18 protein-coding genes are annotated in these 18,875 nt (G+C 64.5%); 10 read left to right on the top strand and 8 right to left on the bottom strand.

The window, feature by feature from the left end; translation table 11 throughout:
* Window positions 1–67 precede the first annotated feature (67 nt).
* The 4 genes from P6U29_RS38435 (at window position 68) to P6U29_RS38420 (ending at window position 3,112) form a co-directional block, all read left to right on the top strand.
* Window positions 68–1,033, top strand: a complete 966-nt coding sequence (locus P6U29_RS38435; RefSeq protein ID WP_407115302.1) for an NAD(P)H-dependent flavin oxidoreductase — start codon at window positions 68–70, stop codon at window positions 1,031–1,033.
* 241 nt (window positions 1,034–1,274) lie between these two features.
* A complete protein-coding gene (locus tag P6U29_RS38430) occupies window positions 1,275–1,523 on the top strand; it encodes a hypothetical protein (protein ID WP_407115301.1) in 249 nt (82 codons plus the stop codon).
* A gap of 132 nt (window positions 1,524–1,655) precedes the next feature.
* The gene (locus P6U29_RS38425) at window positions 1,656–2,369 is read left to right on the top strand and encodes a hypothetical protein (RefSeq protein WP_407115300.1); all 714 of its coding nucleotides are present in this window, start codon (window positions 1,656–1,658) and stop codon (window positions 2,367–2,369) included.
* 89 nt (window positions 2,370–2,458) lie between these two features.
* Window positions 2,459–3,112 carry a hypothetical protein gene (locus P6U29_RS38420; protein ID WP_407115299.1) on the top strand — a complete coding sequence of 218 codons (654 nt, stop codon included), beginning with the start codon at window positions 2,459–2,461 and terminating at the stop codon, window positions 3,110–3,112.
* A gap of 3 nt (window positions 3,113–3,115) precedes the next feature.
* On the opposite strand, the gene P6U29_RS38415 is transcribed toward P6U29_RS38420, so the two are convergent.
* Together P6U29_RS38415 and P6U29_RS38410 are read right to left on the bottom strand one after the other, a co-directional pair.
* Window positions 3,116–4,696, bottom strand: coding sequence for a GMC family oxidoreductase (locus P6U29_RS38415; protein WP_407115298.1), 1,581 nt, complete (start codon window positions 4,694–4,696; stop codon window positions 3,116–3,118).
* Window positions 4,697–4,824: 128 nt separating this feature from the next.
* Window positions 4,825–6,381, bottom strand: a complete 1,557-nt coding sequence (locus P6U29_RS38410; protein ID WP_407115297.1) for a winged helix-turn-helix domain-containing tetratricopeptide repeat protein — start codon at window positions 6,379–6,381, stop codon at window positions 4,825–4,827.
* A 473-nt stretch (window positions 6,382–6,854) separates the two neighbouring features.
* On the opposite strand from P6U29_RS38410, the gene P6U29_RS38405 reads away from it, so the two are divergent.
* Both P6U29_RS38405 and P6U29_RS38400 read left to right on the top strand, forming a co-directional pair.
* Complete coding sequence (locus P6U29_RS38405; protein WP_407115296.1) at window positions 6,855–8,216, top strand: adenylosuccinate lyase family protein; 1,362 nt, start codon at window positions 6,855–6,857, stop codon at window positions 8,214–8,216.
* Between the two features lie 113 nt (window positions 8,217–8,329).
* A complete protein-coding gene (locus P6U29_RS38400; RefSeq protein ID WP_407115295.1) occupies window positions 8,330–9,586 on the top strand; it encodes an aminopeptidase in 1,257 nt (418 codons plus the stop codon).
* 95 nt (window positions 9,587–9,681) lie between these two features.
* On the opposite strand, the gene P6U29_RS38395 is transcribed toward P6U29_RS38400, so the two are convergent.
* Window positions 9,682–10,236 carry a hypothetical protein gene (locus tag P6U29_RS38395; protein ID WP_407115294.1) on the bottom strand — a complete coding sequence of 185 codons (555 nt, stop codon included), beginning with the start codon at window positions 10,234–10,236 and terminating at the stop codon, window positions 9,682–9,684.
* Window positions 10,237–10,470: 234 nt separating this feature from the next.
* Between P6U29_RS38395 and P6U29_RS38390 the strand changes: the two genes are divergently transcribed.
* Window positions 10,471–10,926: a cupin domain-containing protein gene (locus P6U29_RS38390; RefSeq protein WP_407115293.1), complete on the top strand. Its 456-nt coding sequence runs from the start codon at window positions 10,471–10,473 to the stop codon at window positions 10,924–10,926.
* Window positions 10,927–11,026: 100 nt separating this feature from the next.
* On the opposite strand, the gene P6U29_RS38385 is transcribed toward P6U29_RS38390, so the two are convergent.
* The 5 genes from P6U29_RS38385 to P6U29_RS38365 all read right to left on the bottom strand — a co-directional run bounded on the left by P6U29_RS38385 (window position 11,027) and on the right by P6U29_RS38365 (window position 15,823).
* On the bottom strand, window positions 11,027–11,548 hold the full coding sequence (locus P6U29_RS38385) for a hypothetical protein (protein WP_407115292.1): 522 nt from the start codon (window positions 11,546–11,548) through the stop codon (window positions 11,027–11,029).
* A 67-nt stretch (window positions 11,549–11,615) separates the two neighbouring features.
* On the bottom strand, window positions 11,616–12,530 hold the full coding sequence (locus P6U29_RS38380) for an EamA family transporter (RefSeq protein ID WP_407115291.1): 915 nt from the start codon (window positions 12,528–12,530) through the stop codon (window positions 11,616–11,618).
* Window positions 12,531–12,631: 101 nt separating this feature from the next.
* On the bottom strand, window positions 12,632–13,444 hold the full coding sequence (locus tag P6U29_RS38375; RefSeq protein WP_407115290.1) for an MBL fold metallo-hydrolase: 813 nt from the start codon (window positions 13,442–13,444) through the stop codon (window positions 12,632–12,634).
* 106 nt (window positions 13,445–13,550) lie between these two features.
* The gene (locus tag P6U29_RS38370) at window positions 13,551–15,077 is read right to left on the bottom strand and encodes a permease (protein ID WP_407115289.1); all 1,527 of its coding nucleotides are present in this window, start codon (window positions 15,075–15,077) and stop codon (window positions 13,551–13,553) included.
* Complete coding sequence (locus P6U29_RS38365) at window positions 15,074–15,823, bottom strand: ABC transporter ATP-binding protein (RefSeq protein ID WP_407119546.1); 750 nt, start codon at window positions 15,821–15,823, stop codon at window positions 15,074–15,076. The genes P6U29_RS38370 and P6U29_RS38365 overlap by 4 nt, the downstream gene beginning before the upstream one ends.
* A 262-nt stretch (window positions 15,824–16,085) precedes the next feature.
* On the opposite strand from P6U29_RS38365, the gene P6U29_RS38360 reads away from it, so the two are divergent.
* Genes P6U29_RS38360 through P6U29_RS38350 form a run of 3 tightly spaced genes read left to right on the top strand, consistent with a single transcriptional unit; the run spans window position 16,086 to window position 18,873 of the window.
* Entirely contained in the window at window positions 16,086–16,961 is an 876-nt protein-coding gene (locus tag P6U29_RS38360; RefSeq protein WP_407115288.1) for a branched-chain amino acid ABC transporter permease, read from the top strand.
* 5 nt (window positions 16,962–16,966) lie between these two features.
* The gene (locus P6U29_RS38355) at window positions 16,967–18,118 is read left to right on the top strand and encodes a branched-chain amino acid ABC transporter permease (protein ID WP_407115287.1); all 1,152 of its coding nucleotides are present in this window, start codon (window positions 16,967–16,969) and stop codon (window positions 18,116–18,118) included.
* Window positions 18,115–18,873: an ABC transporter ATP-binding protein gene (locus P6U29_RS38350; protein ID WP_197953824.1), complete on the top strand. Its 759-nt coding sequence runs from the start codon at window positions 18,115–18,117 to the stop codon at window positions 18,871–18,873. The genes P6U29_RS38355 and P6U29_RS38350 overlap by 4 nt, the downstream gene beginning before the upstream one ends.
* Window positions 18,874–18,875 lie beyond the last annotated feature (2 nt).

Below are 18,875 nucleotides of genomic sequence, written 5' to 3'. Positions count from 1 at the left end.
TGTTGCTGACGACGCTAGCACAGAGACCGCGGGAGGAAACGACAAAGCCCGCGAGAGGGAGGCATGCATGCCATCGGATCGACTGCAACGCTTCGGCGATCGTCTTGCGCTGCCGCTGATCGCGGCGCCGATGTTTCTGGTGTCGGGCGTCGAGCTCATGGTCGCAGCCTGCTGCAATGGGGTGATCGGCAGCTTTCCCACCGCGAATTGCCGTGGCGCGGAACAACTCGATCAATGGCTCACCGAGATCGAGACGCGGCTGCGGCGGCACGAAGACCAAACCGGCCGCAAGGCAGCGCCGCTCTGCCCGAACCTGATCGTGCACCGCTCCAATGCACGGCTCGAGCAGGATCTCGCCGTGCTGCTGCGGCACGGGCCGGAGGTCGTCATCACGTCCGTCGGCTCGCCAGCGCCGGTGCTGAAGCCGCTACATGACGCCGGCACACTGGTGCTGGCGGATGTCGCTTCGATCCGCCACGCCGAGCGCGCGGCGGAAGCAGGCGCGGACGGGCTGGTGCTGCTCACGGCGGGTGCGGGCGGGCAGACGGGCTGGCTCAACCCGTTCGCCTTCGTCCGCGCGGTGCGTGCATTCTATGACGGCATTATCGTGCTGGCGGGCGGCATCAGCGACGGCCGCGCGTTGCAGGCCGCGGAAGTGCTTGGCTGCGATCTCGCCTACATGGGCACGAAGTTCATTGCGACGCGGGAGAGCATGGCGGATGATCGCTACAAGCGGATGCTGGTCGAAAGCAGCGCGGACGACATCCTGCTCACCACCGCGTTCACGGGACTGCAGACCAGCATGTTGAGGCCGTCGATCATCGCTGCCGGGCTTGATCCAGACGAGCTGCCGGCGCGCGGCGCGATCGACATCGCTGAGGATATCGACGTCGCCGCGCGCGAGAACCGGCCAAAGCGCTGGCGCGACATCTGGAGCGCCGGCCACTCGGCATCGGGAGTGACCGACGTGCTCGCGGTCGATGATCTCGTCGCGCGAACAGTCGCCGAATATCGTCAGGCGGGTGGGCGGTAGGCTGTTCGCCTCTCCCCGCCTGCGGGGAGAGGCCGATGCGCGCCGAGCGATGCGAAGCATCGTCCGAGCGGGGCGGGTGAGGGGGAGCCTGCGCGAGTCCAACTGCCACCTTGGTTTCGGGGAGAGCCCTCCATCACGGTTAATCCCGCATTCTTCCGCTCCGCTCATTTAACGGCAGATTAACCATCGCCCGCCAAGAATCCCCTTCACGGCCGCCAATCAGGACCGAGAGGGACAGGCGATGGACTTCAATTATCTCAACGGCAAGAGAGCCGCGACGCTGGACGAGATCCGCATCCGCGTAGCCCATGCCCTCGCCCGCCATCCACTGTGCCGCAATGTGCGCTTCGACATCGTTAGCGTCCCCCGCACCCGCCGCGGCGGCAATTGGACGGTGACGCTGCAATCGGTCGAGCCGCGCGCGGTCTGGGAGGCCTCGGAGATCGTGGCCGACATCCAGGACGCCTATGATCTGGCGGCAGCTGCCTGATCTGCTTGGGGTTTCCGGGCGATGTCGCCGTAGTCCGCGCGATTGCCGCCGCAATGGCACGGTTAAGCCTTAATTATCGCCCAGTTTCCGGGCAGTGATCACGTGGACTTGAAGTCGGACGCGGAGAGACGTTTGTCCAAAGCCATCACCATCGTCGCGCTGACCTGTTTCCTCGTCCTCGGCGCCGCCACCACCGCAATTCTCGGCCGCGACAGCGTGCCCAGCGTCAGCGCCGAGATGATCGCCCAGACGCCCCCGCCCAAGCCGCTTGCAACCAACCGCGCCGCCAAGGCCGACCGTCTGGTCCCGACGCTTGCTCTGGCCTCGGCTGCGATCGAGCCGGTCCAGATCGCCGCCGACAAGCCCGCCCAGGCTCCCATGCTGAGCGAGCCGCTGCGCCAGGCCTTCGCCGCCGCCACGCCCTCCGATTTCCCGATGCCGAAAGCAAGCGCGCACGAGGCGCCTGCCGCAACCGAGGTTCCAACCGTCGAAGTTCCGGCCAAGCCGAAGGTCGTCGCCAAGCCGCAGCCGCAGAAGTCCTATTCGCTGCTGTCCGACGTGCAGATCGCGGGCATCAGGGATCGCCTGAAACTGTCGTCGTCTCAGGAATATTACTGGCCCTCGGTTGAGACCGCGCTGCGCAACGTCGCCCGCAAGATCCAGGCGAACAAGCTGTCGAATCCGAACGCGCCGCCCAGCGCGCAGATCGATCCGAACTGCGAGGAGGTGCAGCAGTTGAAATCGGCCGCGATGCCGCTGCTGTTCCAACTGCGCGATGATCAGAAGGAAGAAGTGCGCAAGCTCGCTCGCCTCATCGGGCTCGAGAAGGTCGCGCAGCAGATCTGATGTGCGCGGTTCCTCTTTGAGGAGCCGCGGCTATCAGGAACATCTGGCAATCCCCACGCGTTGCTCGCTCCAAAACAGGGAGTGGATGAATGCGCGCCTCGACAGCCTATTTTGTTGGTGCCGGAACCATCATCGCGGCCATCGCCATCGGTCTCGGCGGCGGTATCGTGGTCGGCAACATCATGAATCCGGTCGCTCCCAAACAGGGTCCGGACACCAGCAAGGTGGCGCAGCACACGGAGGCTCCCGCGCCGGCAGCTACGAACGCGCCGTCCGAGCGCGTGAACTATCTCACCGGCTCGCAAGCCTTTGGCGCGATGATCGCGGCACCCGCGCAGGCCGAAGCTAAGCCTGAAGCCGCAAAGCCTGATGCGCAAACCACGCAGGCGAATGCTGGGCCGCCGGCGCCGCGGCCCTCGCAAGCCGCTGCAGTTGAGCCGCCCAAGAAGCCTGCCGAGCAGCAGGCCTCCACCGAGCCGTCATCCTCGCCGAATAACGCCTATGCCAAGGCCAGGGATTCCGACGTGAAGCGCGCCGCGTCCGAACGGCGCCGGGCCGAGCGTCGCGAGCGCTGGGCCGAGCGCCGGCACTATGAATTCCGCGAGCCGCGCGGCATGCGCGACCGCACCGATTGGGACGACGTCGCGCGCAACATCCGCGAAGATTCCGATGCGCGCGATTTCGTGAGCCGGCCGCGCGGCGGCTTCCCCCAGATCAGGCTGTTCGAGCCTGACGACGATTAGCGCCTAGCCCAGGATCGCCGCCGCTGCGCATTCGGCAATCAGAATCGTCGGCGTCTGGATATTGCCTGAGATCATGATCGGGATCACCGAGGCATCGGCGACGTGCAGGCCGTCGATGCCGCGCACCTGCAATCGTTTGGGATCGACGACGGCCAGGTCGTCCGTGCCCATCCGGCAGGTCGAGGCGGCATGATAGAGCGTCGTGCAATGGCCGCGGATATAGTCGGCGATCTCGGTGTCGCTTGTCGCTTCCGCGCTTGGCGTGACCTCGCTTTCGATCATCTCCTTGAGCGGTGATTGCGCGGCGATGCGACGGTTGATGCGTACGCCTTCGATCATGGTCGCGAGGTCGCTGCCACTCGAGTCCGACGCGAAATAGCCGGGGTCGATCGCGGGATCCTCGATCGGATCGGCCGATCGCAGCGTGATCCGGCCGCGGCTCCTTGGCCGCTGCAAGGTCGCATGCAGGGTGATGCCCGGCTTGGACGATAGGAAGCGGACATAGTCGCGGTGCGGGCTGATCGCGCCATAGAGCTGGAGATCGGGCTCGACATCGGGGCGGCTGCGCACATGGGCGCCGGCGGCGACCCAGGGCGAGGTGCGCGGGCCGCTGCGGTGCGCTTGCCATTCTGCGAGGCTCGCCGCGAGACTTTCGTCGGTCCAGGCGCCGACGCCGATCCTCTCCTTCGTGTAGAAGGTGATGGGAATGTTGATGTGATCCTGGAGATCCCTGCCGACGCCGGGCAGGTCATGGACGACGTCGACGCCGACCGCCTTCAATTCATCGGCCGGGCCTACGCCTGACAGCAGGAGTTGGTGCGCCGAGCCGATGGCGCCGGAGGCGAGCACGATCTCGCCGGTGGCGAAGGCGCTCTTGAGTTGTCCATTATCGAGATAGGCGACGCCGATTGCGCGGCCGCGCTCGATGATGATGCGAGTAACGCGTACGCCGGTCTTCAGGACGAGATTGGGACGCGCCAGCGTCGGGCGGAGATAGGCCTTGCCGGTGCCGAAACGCTCGCCGTCCCTAATGACGAACTGGAAGAAACCGGCGCCTTCCTGGGCGGCGCCATTGAAATCGGGGTTGCGCGCGAGCCCTGCGGCCTGCGCCGCCTCCAGCCATTTCAATTCGTTGGGATCGACGAAAGGCACATCGGCGACGTGCAGCGGCCCGCTGGTGCCGTGGAAGGGATCGTCGGTGAAGCGGGCATTGTTCTCGAAGGCGATGAATTTCGGCAGCACGTCGCGCCAGGCCCAGCCTGCGCAGCCCGCCCGCGCCCATCCGTCGTAATCCGACGGCAGGCCGCGGATATAAATCATCGCATTCATCGCGCCGGAGCCGCCGACCATCTTGCCGCGCGGCCAGAAGATGCGCCGTCCGCGGCAGCCTGGTTGTGGCTCGGTGTGAAAGCCCCAATCGACCGCGGTGTTGAACATCGTCGGCCAGTCGGACGGAATGTCGGAGGCGGGCGGGGCAGCGCGACCGGCCTCCAGCACCAGCACCTTGCGGCTTGGATCGGCCGACAAGCGGTTGGCCAGCACGCAGCCGGCCGAGCCGGCACCCACGATGATCGTGTCGTACATTGAAGAGCGCTCCGCGAAGACATTCATGCCGCGGGCGCTTGCAAGATTCGTGCTTTGCGGATTGGCGCAGCTTAATTCCACTCCCCATGCACAATGGGGGGTACGCCGCCATCATCATCGCGCCACGGCTATTTCAGCCCGGCGCGCCGCAAGCCTTGGAGGTAATGCGCGCGATCCTCCTCCCGCAGCATCGGCAGCTCGCGCGTGATCCAGGCAAGCGAGACCTCGGGCTGGGCGCGGCGCAGGCCCTCCAGGGCGGCAGCCGAGAGCGCCGGATCGCCGAGCATGCCGGCGGCAGCCGTCAGCACGCGGTGCGCGCCGACGAAATCTCCGCGCTGGCGCATCGACTCCCGTGCCATCTGCACGGCCCCTTCGTAGTCGCGACCGACGAATCGGGCATAGGCCGCAACCCCGCAATAGATCGCCGCGAGCGGGTCGCGCGGGCTCAGCCGCAGCGCGCGGCGGGCGGCGGCATCGCCGTCCTGCCATCGTCCCGCATAGCACAGCGTCACACCGTGGAAGGCATGCGCCATCGCAAAATTTGGATTGAGCCTCAAAGCCAGTTCGAATTCGGCCAGCGCGTCATCGAAGCGGCGGCGGAACAGATAGGTATAAGCGAGGCCGTGATGGGCCCAGGCATCCTCGCGGTCGGCCTCCACCGCCGCGAGCGCCGCACGTTCGGCGATCGGCACGGTCGCGGCCATGTCGGCCCAGCCCATATGCGCGCCGAACATATGGCTGGTCGCAAGCAGGCCGAGCGCCTTGCCGTAGGCGGGATCGACCGCGACGGCTTCTTCCAGCAGCTTTTGCGCGGCGGCGTTGTCCTCGCGGGTGATGCGCCAGTAATGCGACAGCGCGCGCATCACGAGGTCCCATGCATCCAGGCTGCCCGGCGGCTTCTGCTGGGCTCGGAAGCTTTCGGCGGCATAGAGCTGTGGCTCGATGGCGGCGACGATCGCCTCGGTGATCTCGTCCTGCACGGCGAAGATGTCGGCGAGCTCGCGGTCGTAGCGTTCGGCCCAGAGATGGCTGCCGGTCGAAACGTCGTTGAGCTGTGCCGAGATGCGTACCCGCTCGCCGCTCCGCCGCACGCTGCCTTCGACCACGTAGCGCACCCCGAGTTCCCGCGCGACCTCGTGGATGTGCACGGCGCGGCCTTTGTAGACGAAGGAGGAGTTGCGCGCGATGACGAAGAACCACCGCAGCTTCGATAGCGCGGTGATGATGTCCTCGCTGATGCCGTCGGAGAAATAATCCTGCTCGGCCTCTCCGCTCATATTGGTGAACGGCAGCACGGCGATCGCGGGCCGCTCGGGCAACGCGAAGGCTGCCTGAGGCTGGGCGATGCGGAGCGGGTGCGGCGGAACCGCGCCGTGTTGTGTCTGGACATCGCCGACGAAGCGAAAACCCTTGCGGGTGATGGTGCGGATCAGCGCCTGGCTCGCGCCATCGTCGCCGATCGCCTTGCGCGCCGCGTTGATCCGACTGGTCAGGGTGGATTCGGAGACACTGCGCCCGTGCCAGATCTTGTCGATCAGCTCGTCCTTGCTGACCACCCGGTCGCGGTTCTGCATGAGGTGGACGACGAGGTCGAAAACCTGCGGCTCCACGGCAATGGGAACCTGCTCGCGGCTCAGCTCGCGCCGGTCGGTATCGAGAAGGTGGTCCCGGAACAGAAACTGCACGTTGAAAACTCAGGCCTCATTACGAAATCGGATGAGCAAAATGACAAAATGAAATTGGGCCGAAAATCGTGTGTCTGCCGAGGGGGGTGCTTGGTTCATCGCGATTACGTGATGGCAGCCATGCCGTTTTCGGAGGGGAATACAACCGCAGCTGGAATGTTGCGTTCGGCGGAGCGCCGACGGGGCGAGAATCATGCTCGCCGATCCAGCACCGTCGTCCTGAGGCGCCAGAGCACAGCGGAGGCCTCGAAGAATGGACGGCCCCGCTACATCGCGGCCGCTCATGCTTCGAGGCTCTTCGTGCGCTGCTGCGCATCGCACGCTTCGCACCTCGCGATGACGGAGTAACAGCATGACCTGCCGTCATAATGTCCTAGCGCGGTAGATGCGGCGAACGGTGAATGCCCTTTGCCGAATTGCGCCGGCTACGTAAGCTGTCCCCCACATGAAACACTAACCACGAAGAAGCGCCCATGCCTGCTTTCCCGGCCTCCACCACCGTGCTCGACTCCATGCTGTTTCGCGACGCCTTCGGCACGCCCGAGATGCGCGGGGTGTTCTCAGATTTCGCGACGGTCGCGCGCTATGCCGAGGTCGAGGTGGCGCTGGCGAAGGCGGAGGCGAAGTGCGGTGTGATCCCGCAGGAAGCCGCCGCGGCGATCGCGGCGCGGACCGACATTGTCGCGCTCGATTTCGATCTGCTGCGGCAGGAGACCGACATCGTCGGCTATCCGATCCTCCCTTTGGTACATCAGATGGTGAAGCAATGCGGCGAGGCCGGCCGCTACGTGCATTGGGGCGCGACCACGCAGGACATCATGGACACCGCCGTGGTGCTGCAACTGCGCGCCGCGCTCGAGATCGTCGAACGCGACATCGCCGAGTTGCGGAAGACTTTGGCTGATCTGTCGAAGCGCCATCGCGACACGGCGATGGCGGGTCGAACTCATCTGCAGCAGGCGCTGCCCGTCACCTTCGGCTACAAGACCGCGATCTGGCTTGGGATGTTCGATCGCCACGCCGAGCGGCTGGCGCAGCTGAAGCCGCGCGTGCTGGTCGGCCAGTTCGCCGGCGCTGCCGGCACGCTGGCCTCGCTTGGCGACAAGGGATTCGAGGTGCAGGAGGCGCTCTGCACTGAACTGAAGCTCGGCGTTCCCGCCTCGACATGGCACGTCGCGCGCGACGGCTTTGCCGAGGCGGTGAACTTCCTCGCCCTCGTCACCGGCTCGCTCGGCAAGATCGCGCTCGACATCATGATCATGGCCTCGACCGAGTTCGCCGAGGTCTACGAGCCCTTCGTCAAGGGGCGCGGCGCCTCCTCGACCATGCCGCAGAAGCGCAACCCGATTTCATCGGAACTGATGCTTGCGGCATCCAAGGCGGTGCGCCAGCACGCTGGCCTGATGCTGGACGCCATGGTGCAGGATTTCGAGCGAGCCACCGGTCCCTGGCACGCTGAATGGATCGCGATCCCCGAAAGCTTCGTGCTGACCGCCGGCGCGGTGCACCAGGCGAAGTTCGCGCTCGCAGGCCTCATCGTGGACGAGGCGAAGATGAACGATAATCTCGGCATCAGCCGCGGCCTGATTGTGGCCGAAGCGGTCATGATGGGGCTCGCGCCGCAGATCGGCCGGCAGGAGGCGCATGACGTCGTCTATGACGCCTGCCGTCAGGCTAACGAGAAAGGAATGAGCCTTGCCGATGCGCTGTCAGCGGATTCGCGGATATTGAGCTGCATCGATCGCGCCACAATCGAGGCGCTCACCTCACCGAAAAATTACCTCGGGCTCGCGCCCGCGATGGTCGATCGGGTGCTGAAATCGGCAACGCGTTGAAAACCAAAATGCGTGAAACCGCGTATCTTTCCTGCCTTGCAAGACGCTCGCACACTTGTGTCTTGCGATGCTAGACTTAGATTAACTGAGAGACTTTCGGCAGAGGGCCCGGCATGACTGATCAACGCAATACTTCCACTCCCATCGATCCCGCCAAGCTCGACCGGCTGGCCGAGGTGGCGGTGAAGGTGGGCCTGGGCTTGCGGCCGGGACAGGACCTGCTTCTAACCGCGCCCGCGATCGCGCTGCCGCTGGTGCGGCGGATTGCCGTGCATGCCTACAAGGCCGGTGCCGGCCTCGTGACGCCGATCCTGTCGGACGAGGAGATGACCCTGGCGCGCTACCGCCACGGCCGCGACAACAGCTTCGATCGTGCCGTCGGCTGGCTCTACGAGGGCATGGCCAAGGCGTTCTCGGACAACACCGCACGGCTCGCTATCGTCGGCGACAATCCGATGCTGCTGTCGGGCGAGGATCCTTCCAAAGTGGCGCGCGCAAGCAAGGCCAATTCCATGGCCTATCAGCCCGCGCTGGAGAAGATCGTCAATTTCGACACCAACTGGAACATCATCGCCTATCCGAGCCCGTCCTGGGCGAAGCTGGTGTTCCCTGATGATCCCGAGGATGTCGCGGTCGGCAAGCTCGCTGATGCGATTTTCGCCGCATCCCGTGTCGATCGCGAGGACGCGATCGGCAATTGGGCGAGCCACAACGCGGTGCTGCGCGAGCGCACCAATTGGCTCAACGGCCAGCGCTTCCGCGCCTTGCAATATTCGGGTCCCGGCACCGACCTCACAATCGGACTTGCCGACGGCCACGAATGGGAAGGCGGCGCCTCGCTCTCCAAGAACGGCATCAGCTGCAACGCCAATATTCCCACCGAAGAGGTCTTCACCACCCCGCATTGCCGCCGCGTCTACGGCCATGTCGTGAGCTCGAAGCCGCTATCCTATCAGGGCACGCTGATCGACAACATCGCGGTGCGCTTCGAGGACGGCAAGATCGTCGACGCCAAGGCCTCGCGCGGCGCCGAGGTGCTGAACAAGGTGCTTGATACCGACGAGGGCGCGCGGCGCCTCGGCGAAGTGGCGCTGGTGCCGCATTCCTCGCCGATCTCGCAGAGCGGGTTGTTGTTCTACAACACGCTGTTCGACGAGAACGCCGCCTCGCACATCGCGCTCGGCCAGTGCTATTCGAAATGCTTCGTCAACGGCGCCCAGCTCACGCCGCAGCAGATCGCGGCGCAAGGCGGCAATCAGAGCCTGATCCATATCGACTGGATGATCGGCTCGGCCGAGACCGACATCGACGGCATTTTGGCCGATGGCAGCAAGGTGCCCGTGTTCCGCAAGGGCGAGTGGGCGAAGTAGTCTGCTAGATTTTGATCCAATAGGCAGCCCTGGACGCGGTCCACCTCTCCTCGCTGGGGAGAGGTGAACGTCCTCGCGACAGTCTCTCCTGCCTCTCAGGCGGCAGCGTTGCGCAGCATCGGGTCGTTGTCGATACTGAAGCGGTTGAACAGCGTCGTGAACGGGCTGCCATCGGTGGCGCGCACGATGGCGTCGGAAGCGGCCACCGCCTCGTAGAGCGCGCCGACGGGATCGTCCGTCTCCGGCAGCTCAAGCGTGTCGCGGATTTCTTCGCGAGCCTCATTGACCTCATCCTCGTCGTCGAGTGTCGCCTCCAGCGCATCCGCTGCGCGGCGCATTTCGGCAAGGTCGCCGCCCGCGGAAAATTTGAGGATGTCGAGCCAATATGGGCGGGCGACGACGAGCTGGATGAATGCCTCGAAGCTCTCCGCGATGATTCCCGCGCGGCCCTCCGACGAGACGTACAGCACACTCTGCGACGGCAGCAGCACGAACGCGCTGCCAGAGCCGTCACTGCCGATGTGCCGCGGGCTTTCGATGCCGTCGATGGTGAACCAGGGCTCGTCGTCCGGCGCGAAGGAGACGTCGAGGCTGCAGAGCCGGGCGACTGCCGCGCTGTTGGCGGTCAGAACCTCGGGCGTGAGGGGCATCGGTGCGACTCCTTCCAATACTTCGCGCACTTTGTCGCACCCCGGAAAAGATCGGTTCATGTGTACGAATTTGCGGGGAAATCGGGACGTTAACCGTTTCGCACTTGCAACTAGGGGCTGATTGTCGAGCTCTGCGTAAGAAAGAATTAAAAACCGGCTACTAGCGTCCCAGCTTCTTTCGAAGCAATCCGGGCCTAGACCCGGCCATTCATATTATGTCTCCTGGGGAAGCAGATGTCGCGCGCATTGATTGAAATCGGTAGTTGCAATGTAGATCTCGAGCTGCGGCCGATCGAGCCGTCCTGGATCATCGAGGGCAATCCGGTATCCCGCTCGCGCGTCCTGTCGACCAGCGCCGACGGCACTGCCCAGACGATCATCTGGCACTGCACCGAGGGCCGCTTCAACTGGTACTATGACATCGACGAGACGATCATGATCATGGAAGGATCGATCGTGCTCGAAAGTGATGGCATGCCGCCGAAGCGCTACGGCCCCGGCGACGTCATTTTCTTCCGCGACGGGGCGCATGCCAAATGGCATGTCGAAGGCCACGTCAAGAAGATCGCCTTCTGCCGCAAGACCAATCCGGTGATGATCGGGTTCCTGATCCGCGTCGTCAACAAGCTGAAGAAGATGTTCGCCTTAACCGGCGAACGCCGTCCGGCCTCGCTGATGGGTGCCGGCTAAAGCGGACAATAGGGTTTCAAGGACGCTTCCCAGCGGCCACGACGAAGAGGGGTCGGGATCAGCATTCCGGCCCCTCTTCTCGTTTCATGGCCTGCCGATGTCATGGCCTGCGCCGTCGTGCCCTGACCTCCACCATCAGCCGCCAATCCTGCGCTGCTGCGGGCTTGGCCTCGCCGAGCCAATGGAAGGAGTCGTTGCTGATCCCGGTAAAGCTCCAGCGCGTCAGCTCGCCGGATTCGGTCGTGCCTTCCTGCACGATGTCGTTGCCACGCGGACGGCCGATCTGCTGCCGGAACACGCGGCGGCCCGGATCGAACCAGGAAATCCGCCATGCATCGATGGCCGGATCGTAGACGCGCAGCGTCGTGCCATACCAATTGCCGGCGATCGGAAAGGGCGGGCTGCCCGCGGGCCGGGGAATGATCCAGACGTCCTGCACCGCACGGCCTTCCAGCACCCAGCCGAAATGGATTTCGCCAACTGCCGTGTGTCTGGCGCCGTCCGGCGCATGTGCCGTGATCTCGCTGTTCCAGTCGCCGACGAAGCGGCCGTAAAGCCGAAGCGCCGCCTCGTGTTCGGGATGCGGCCCGCTCGCGTGCAGAAGTCTCGCAAAGTCGCTCATGTTGCTCTCCTGTTGCGGAGATTCCAGCACGAACGAGCCGCAGGCGACTTGGAGAAAATTGCCGTCGTCAGGTCTTGTGCAGTGACAGATGCCTCATGGCTCGATCGGCCTCTGCGTGCGTCCGCCGACTGCTCGAGCGTTCAGCGCGCCAGATGACCATAACGGAGACAATGACGAGACTCGCGCCCACCAGCATCATGCGAGAGAACGGCTCTCCGAGCACGACGGTGCCGAGCAGCACTGCGATCACCGGATTGACGAAGGTATAGGTCGAGACCAAGGAGGTCGACACGTTCTCGAGCAGCCAATTGTAGGCGACGAATCCGATCACGCTGCCGGAGATGATCAGCCAAAGCGCTGCCGCAATCGACGTCATCGAGACCTCGCTCGGTCTAAAACTCTCCAGCTCGCCCGTTAGCCAGCTGATCGCGAACAACACGGCGCCTCCGATCGATAGCTGCATGCCGGATATGGAGATCGCGGATGCCTGACGCGACATGCCGCGCGACAGCACCGTGCCGATCGACCACGACAGGGCCGCAGCAAGCAACCAGACGATGGGAAGCATGCTGATGCCGGCCTGCTCGGCATTCTGCCATGCCACAAGCCCGACGCCCACGAAGCCGGGCACGAGCGCGAGCAGCGCGATCGGCCGCGGGCGCTGATCGCCCGGAAACAACGTGTCGGCCAGAAGTATCCAGAACGGGATCGTGGCGAGCACGATGGCGGCCACGCCGGACGGAACCGATTGTTGCGCGAAGGCGAGAACGCCGTGGCAGCCGACGAAGAAGAGCAGCCCGCACAAGCCTGCCTGCAACCATGTCTGCCCCGAGGCACCAGCGATGTGCCGTCCGCTGAAGGCGAGCAAGATGGTGCCGCCGCAGAACGAGCGAAGCGCCATCAGCAGAAGCGGTGGTATCGATTTCAGGCCCAGCGTGATCGCAAAATAGGTGGAACCCCAGAGGAGATAGGATGGCCGCAAATGAGCCGATGACCAGGAACCGCTTGTTCATGATTGCTCCGACTGACGTGGCTCTCGGAGCAACCAAGTCGTCGATCGTTGATGCGTTCCGGTTTTGGCGCTCAGACCCCGTCGAGGATGATCACGGTCGGCTTCGTCGGCAACGTGTCCCGCGACATCTGGAACGAGCGCTCCATGCGCCGGTCGATCTCGAACTGCTGGCCGATCCTGCGCATGAAATCGTCGAGCGGGGTGGCGAAGCGGTGCATCGGCAGCACCACCGAGGCGCGCAGCCGCTTGGTGATCTCGGAGATGCCGTCCAGTGACATGGTATAGGTGCCGTCGATCGGCACCATCACGATGTCCAGTCGCCCGATCTGGGCGAAATGGCTGTCGTCGAGCTTATGGTGGAGATGGCCGAGATGGCCGATGCAGAGGCCGGCGACTTCGAAAATGAAGATCGAGTTGCCGTCGCGGATCATATCGGCGCCGGCATCGTCGCCGATATAGCGGCGGATGTCGGTGGTGACGTTGCGGATGAAGGTGTCACCGATGCGATCGGAGACGATGGCCGGCTTGCCGTCCTCGCCCCAGCCGTGCAGCACATGGGGAATTCGTTTGTCGGGATATAAAGAATAGTGCGTGCTGTGCGCCCGGTTCATGGTGACGACATCGGGCAGCCGCCCCACCTGATAGGCGCCGCTATAGTCGGTGGCGATGCGCAAGCCGCCGGGCGTGTCGATGAAATAGGTGGAGTGGCCGGCATAGGTGATCTCGACCTCAGCTGCAGCCGCCGCCTGCCTGAACACGACCGGCATGACTCGCGGCGCCGAATTGGCCATCGCCAGGCATTCGCTGCGCTGTGGCTGCTGGGCGAGGGCAGGTGAGAGGATTGCGCCGAACAGCGCCAGAGCCGCCGAAACCAGTCGCCACATGAATCCGTCCCCGATGGTGTCAAGGGAAAGTCTAGCGTGCGACGCAGTGCATGGCCAATGGGCCGCGATCAACAGCGCGTCAGTGTCGCACCTTCACGCCCGCCTTCTAGTCGCGCTTTGGGCTGAACTTCCAGGTGATCGCAACAAGGCCAGCGGTGATCAGGCCGCTGATGAGGCCGGCCAGTGGCAGGGCGAGCAGCAGCGCCGCACTCGCGGCCCAGCCGATCGAGGAGAAAGCTTCGGCAAAGGTCGCAAGTCGCGACGAGGTCTGGCGGCGGCGGAATTGGCTGCGCCGGGCCTGAACCCGGAACCAGAGCTGGATCGCGGTGGCGGACGCCGCGCTGACGATGATCGCTCCGGCACTCACTGCGGCCTGGAACGGCGAGGCAAAGGCCAGTGCTCCGACCAGTGGGCAGAAGATGACCGCGATCGCGATCAGCACCACCTCGATCTTGGCGCGGATGACGCTGGACGGCGTCAACGGCGCGGTGGCCACTAGGTCGGGGGCGTCCTCGCCGGAGATCGTCAGCCAGGCCAGCCCGCCGGCGAGCTGTCCCGCCGCCATCACGATCACGGGCGTGATCAGCGTCAGCGCCGCGGAGCTGTCGGCAAAATTGCGCCAGAGCAGCAGCGCCGGCGGCACCAGATAGAGCAGCTGCATCAAGGTCTGCGAGATCAGCCAGGGATCGCGCCAGAGCAGCATGAATTCCTTGCGACGCAGCGCCTGCTGGCGCGATCCGCCGCGGAACGGGCGTTCCTTCGCACGGACGCGGCCGGACGTGCCGTACGCCGCCGCATCGATCGCGGTGTCGGCGAAGCGGTGCGAGAAGATCGCCATCACGCTTCCGAGCAGCACCAGAGCGAGCGCGAGAAGCAGCAGCAGCGCCTCGCTGTCGCCCATGGTCGCCCGGGCCGGCCACCACCAGATGCTCTCGACATCGGGCGCGTAGGCGGCAAGGCTCCCCGAGGTCAGGATGGTGAAGCGCGACAGCGTGCCGTAGGACATGATCGCGGCGACCTGAAGTGCGATCACGAAGCCTGCGCCGATGATCGCGGCGACGATCTGGGCGATCAGGCGCGTTCGCGCCGGGCCGATCAGCCGGAATAGGAGAATGGTGACGGCGATGGCGATCGCCGCGGCCGACAGGCCCATCGCAACGACGACGCCGAAGGCGGCGAGCCAGCGCGCGCCGCCGCCGATCACCAGAACGTCGATGAAGGGCGTCGCGAACAGCAGTGCGAGCACGGTGACGGTCAGCGCGATCGCGGCGATGCGGACCGAGAACAGATTGGCCAGCGTCGCCGGCGAGGACATGATCAGGTCGAGATCGGCGCGGGCGTAGAACACCCGCGTCACCGACTCGATCGCCTGCGACAGCATCAAGGTCCAGGCGAGAAAGATCGTCGCCGAAATCACGATCAGCGAGGATTTGTCGAGCGGCAGCTGCAGGTCGGCGAAACGGCCGATCACCGCCCAGGCCGGCAGGTGCAGCAGCGCGGCGAAGCAGAGGAGGCCGATCGCCGCAACGCGCGTACGTTTGCGCCGGCCGCCCGTCATCATGGCGAACCATTCGCGCCAGGCGAGCCGCAGTTCGTGGCGGGCAAACCAGGACAGCGCGGTTGCCGAGCTCATGCCGCGGCCTGAAGCGTCACCAGCGCGATGAAGAGATCCTCCAGGCTGGTGTCGGCATGGCCATTCCGCTGGCGCAGCTCGGCGAGCGTGCCCTCGGCGACCAGGCGCCCGGATGCGATCACGCCGATGCGGTCGGCCATGCGCTCGGCGACCTCGAGAATATGCGTGGTCATGATCACGGTGCAGCCGGCGCGCACGCGCGCGCTGAGCAGGCCCTTCACATGGCGCGCGGAGACGGCATCGACCCCCGTCAGCGGCTCGTCGAGGATGATGAGGCGGGGATCGTGCACCAGTGCTCCTGCGAGAGCGACCTTCTGGCGCATGCCCTTGGAAAAGCCCTCGCAGCGCTCGTGCCGATGCGCCTCTAGCCCGAGCGAGCTGAGCAGCTCTTCCGCGACCGGCTCCGAGGCCGACGGGGCGATGCCCCAGAGGCCGGCGACGAATTCGAGATATTCGAGCGGGGTCAGCTTGTCATAGATCATGGGCTCGTCGGAGACCCAGGCCATCACCTGCTTGGCGGCGGTGGGATTCTCCAGCGCATCGATGCCGAAGATCGAGACCGCGCCGGCATCGGGCCGCAGCAGGCCCGCAACCATGCGCAAGCTGGTGGTCTTGCCGGCGCCGTTGGGGCCGACCAGGGCGTAGAATTCGCCGGCGTGGATGGTGAGATCGAGGCTGTCGACCGCCAGGCGGTCAAAACGCTTCGTTAACCCTCGGACTTCCAGCGCCGAGTTGCCCGGCTTCATCACGGCCATACCATCCGGTTTTGCATCGCCCGCGACCTTGACTGGAAGATGTTTCGGCACCGTGAATCTACGGCCGACAAATTCCGCCATCCGGGTTGGACTAAAGGCAAGTCACCGTTTGTTGACAGCGCGCGGGCGTTCAGGCTGAATTGATTCCGGACAAATGGCGCTAACGCAGCGAAACGACTGCGTAGCGACTGGACACAAGATGCGGCAAGGCGGTCACGAAGAACCGCCGGTTGCATCGGGAGGATGCACGGCGATGCTGGAGTTCGTTCAGCAGCTGGTTAGCGGTGTTGCGCTCGGCTGCGTTTACGGCCTGATCGCACTCGGCTTCGTGCTCGTCTACAAGGCCACCGAGGTCGTCAACTTCGCCCAGGGCGATCTGATGATGCTCGGCGGCTTCTTCGCCTTCACCTTCATCGGCATGATGGGCCTGAACTACTGGATCGGCTTTGCCGGTGCGGTCGCCGCCATGGCGCTGTTCGGCATGCTGGCCGAGCGCGTGGTGGTGCGGCCGATCCTCGGCTACCCGCAGTTCTCGATCATCATGGCCACGATCGGCCTCGGCTATTTCCTGCGCTCGGTCGCCGGCATGATCTGGGGCACCGACGATTTGAAGATCGAGACGCCGTTCAGCCAGGGTGTGCTGCGCATGGGTTCGCTGGTGCTCGCCTATGACAAGCTCTCGGTGATCGCGGCGACGATGATCCTGTGCGCGCTGCTGTGGCAGTTCTTCAACAAGACCATGCTCGGCACTGCGATGCGCGCCAGCTCCGAGAACATGCTGGCGGCCTACTATATGGGCATTCCGGTCAAGCGCGTGGTGTCGATCGTCTGGGCGATCAGCGCGGCGGTCGCGACCTGCGCCGGCGTGCTGCTGGCACCGATCACCTTCATCCACTCCAATGTCGGCCTCGTGCTCGGCCTCAAGGCATTTCCTGCCGCCGTGCTCGGCGGCTTTGGTTCGATTCCGGGCGCCGTGGTCGGCGGCGTCCTGATCGGCGTGATCGAGAGCATGGCCGGCTTTTACCTGCCCGAGGGCTGGAAGGACGTCGCGCCCTATGTGGTGTTGCTGACCGTGCTGCTGCTGAAGCCCGAAGGCCTGTTCGGCCTCCACGTCCGCAAGAAGGTCTGAACGCCATGCGCTTCCTGTTCAAGACCGACTACGAAGACGACATCAAGCTGTTTCCGCATTCGGGCTATGTCTTCTCCTACGGCATCCTGCTCGCGCTGCTGCTCATCGCGCCCTATGTACTCTCCAGCTATCTGATGAGCCAGCTCGTCTTCGTCTGCATCTATGCGACCGTCGGCGTGGCGCTCCTGATCCTGACCGGCTTCACCGGCCAGGCCTCGCTCGGGCATGCCGCGTTCCTCGCGATCGGGGCCTATACCGCGGCGTACTTGCAGAAATACAACGTGCCGTTCCCGGTCTACTTCCTCGGCGCCGGGCTCTTGACCGGCATCATCGGCGCGATGGTCGGCTTTCCCGCCCTGCGTCTCTCCGGTATCTATCTCGTCATCGCCACCATTTCCCTTGCATTGATCGTCGAGGAGATCCTGGCGCGCTGGGAAAGCGTCACCAACGGGAATGAGGGCATGCGGGTCAAGACGCTGTCGCTGTTCGGAGTCACCGTGCCGCGCGACAGCCCGACCTTCTATTATCTCTGTCTTGCCGTGCTGGTGCTGACCATCGTCGGCACGCTCAATCTCTTACGTTCGCCGACCGGCCGCGCCTTTGTCGCGATCCGCGACTCCGAGACGGCTGCGCGCAGCATGGGCGTCAATGTCGCGCTCTACAAGGTCAAATCCTTTGCGATCTCGGCGGCGATCACCGGCTTTGCCGGCGTCCTGTTCGCGCACAAGCTCTCCTTCATCTCGCCGGAGATGTTCACGCTCCAGCTCTCGATCGAGTTCATCATCGTGATCCTGATCGGCGGCACCTTCAGCCTGCACGGTGCAGTGCTGGGCGCGATCTTCATCGTGATGATCGATCCGTTCCTGACCTATCTCAAGGACGACATGCCCGGCATCATCGCCGGCATCGCCGCAACCTTCGGCGCGAGCCCGGCGACTGCGGGAAATATCCAGTCGAACGTCGCGGCCTTCGCCTCACTCAACGGCCTGAAAGGCGCGATCTATGGCATCATCATCGTGCTGTTCGTGCTGTTCGAGCCGCTCGGGCTCTATGGCCGCTGGCTGAAGATCAAACTCTTCTTCCAGCTGTTCCCGCTCTACAAGCGCGCCACCTTCAAGCGGCAGAAGATCTACGTGAAGTCGGAGCGCAACCGATGAGCTATTTTCGCGCCGAGAACCTGTCGCTGCATTTCGGCGGCCTCAAGGCGGTCGATGCGGTCTCGTTCGCGGTGGAGAAGGGCGAGATCCTCTCGATCATCGGGCCGAACGGCGCCGGCAAGAGCTCGATCTTCAACCTGATCTCGCGGATCTACCGGCCGACCTCGGGCCGCATCTTCTTCGAGGACCAGGACATCACCGAGCAGCCGCCCTACGACATCGCCAAGCTCGGCATCGCCCGCACCTTCCAGAACATCGAGCTGTTCGAGAACGCGACCGTGCTGTCGAATTTGCTGGTCGGGCGTCACCGCCATTCCACCACGCAGCTCTGGCAGGAGCTCCTGTTCCTGCCGAGTGTGCGTGCCAACGAGAAGGTGCATCGCCGCAGGGTCGAGCAGGTGATCGAATTCCTCGATCTCGAACCCTATCGCGACAAGCTGATCTCCGGCCTGCCTTACGGCGTGCGCAAGGTGATCGAGCTGGCGCGCGCCCTGTGCTCCGAACCGAAGCTGATCCTGCTCGATGAGCCGTCCTCCGGCCTCAATGTCGAGGAGACCGACGACATGTCGTTCTGGATCCGCGACATGAAGAGCGAGCTCGGCGTCACCGTGTTGATGGTCGAACATGACATGTCGCTGGTGAACCGCGTCTCCGATCGCGTCATCGCGCTGAACTATGGAAGGGTGCTCGCCATGGGCTCGCCCGCCGAGGTGCAACAGCACCCGGACGTCGTCGCCGCGTATCTGGGAGCCTGACG

The organism is Bradyrhizobium sp. LMG 9283 (assembly GCF_045571415.1).
Classification (GTDB): domain Bacteria; phylum Pseudomonadota; class Alphaproteobacteria; order Rhizobiales; family Xanthobacteraceae; genus Bradyrhizobium.
This window is presented reverse-complemented; position numbering and strand designations above follow the sequence as displayed.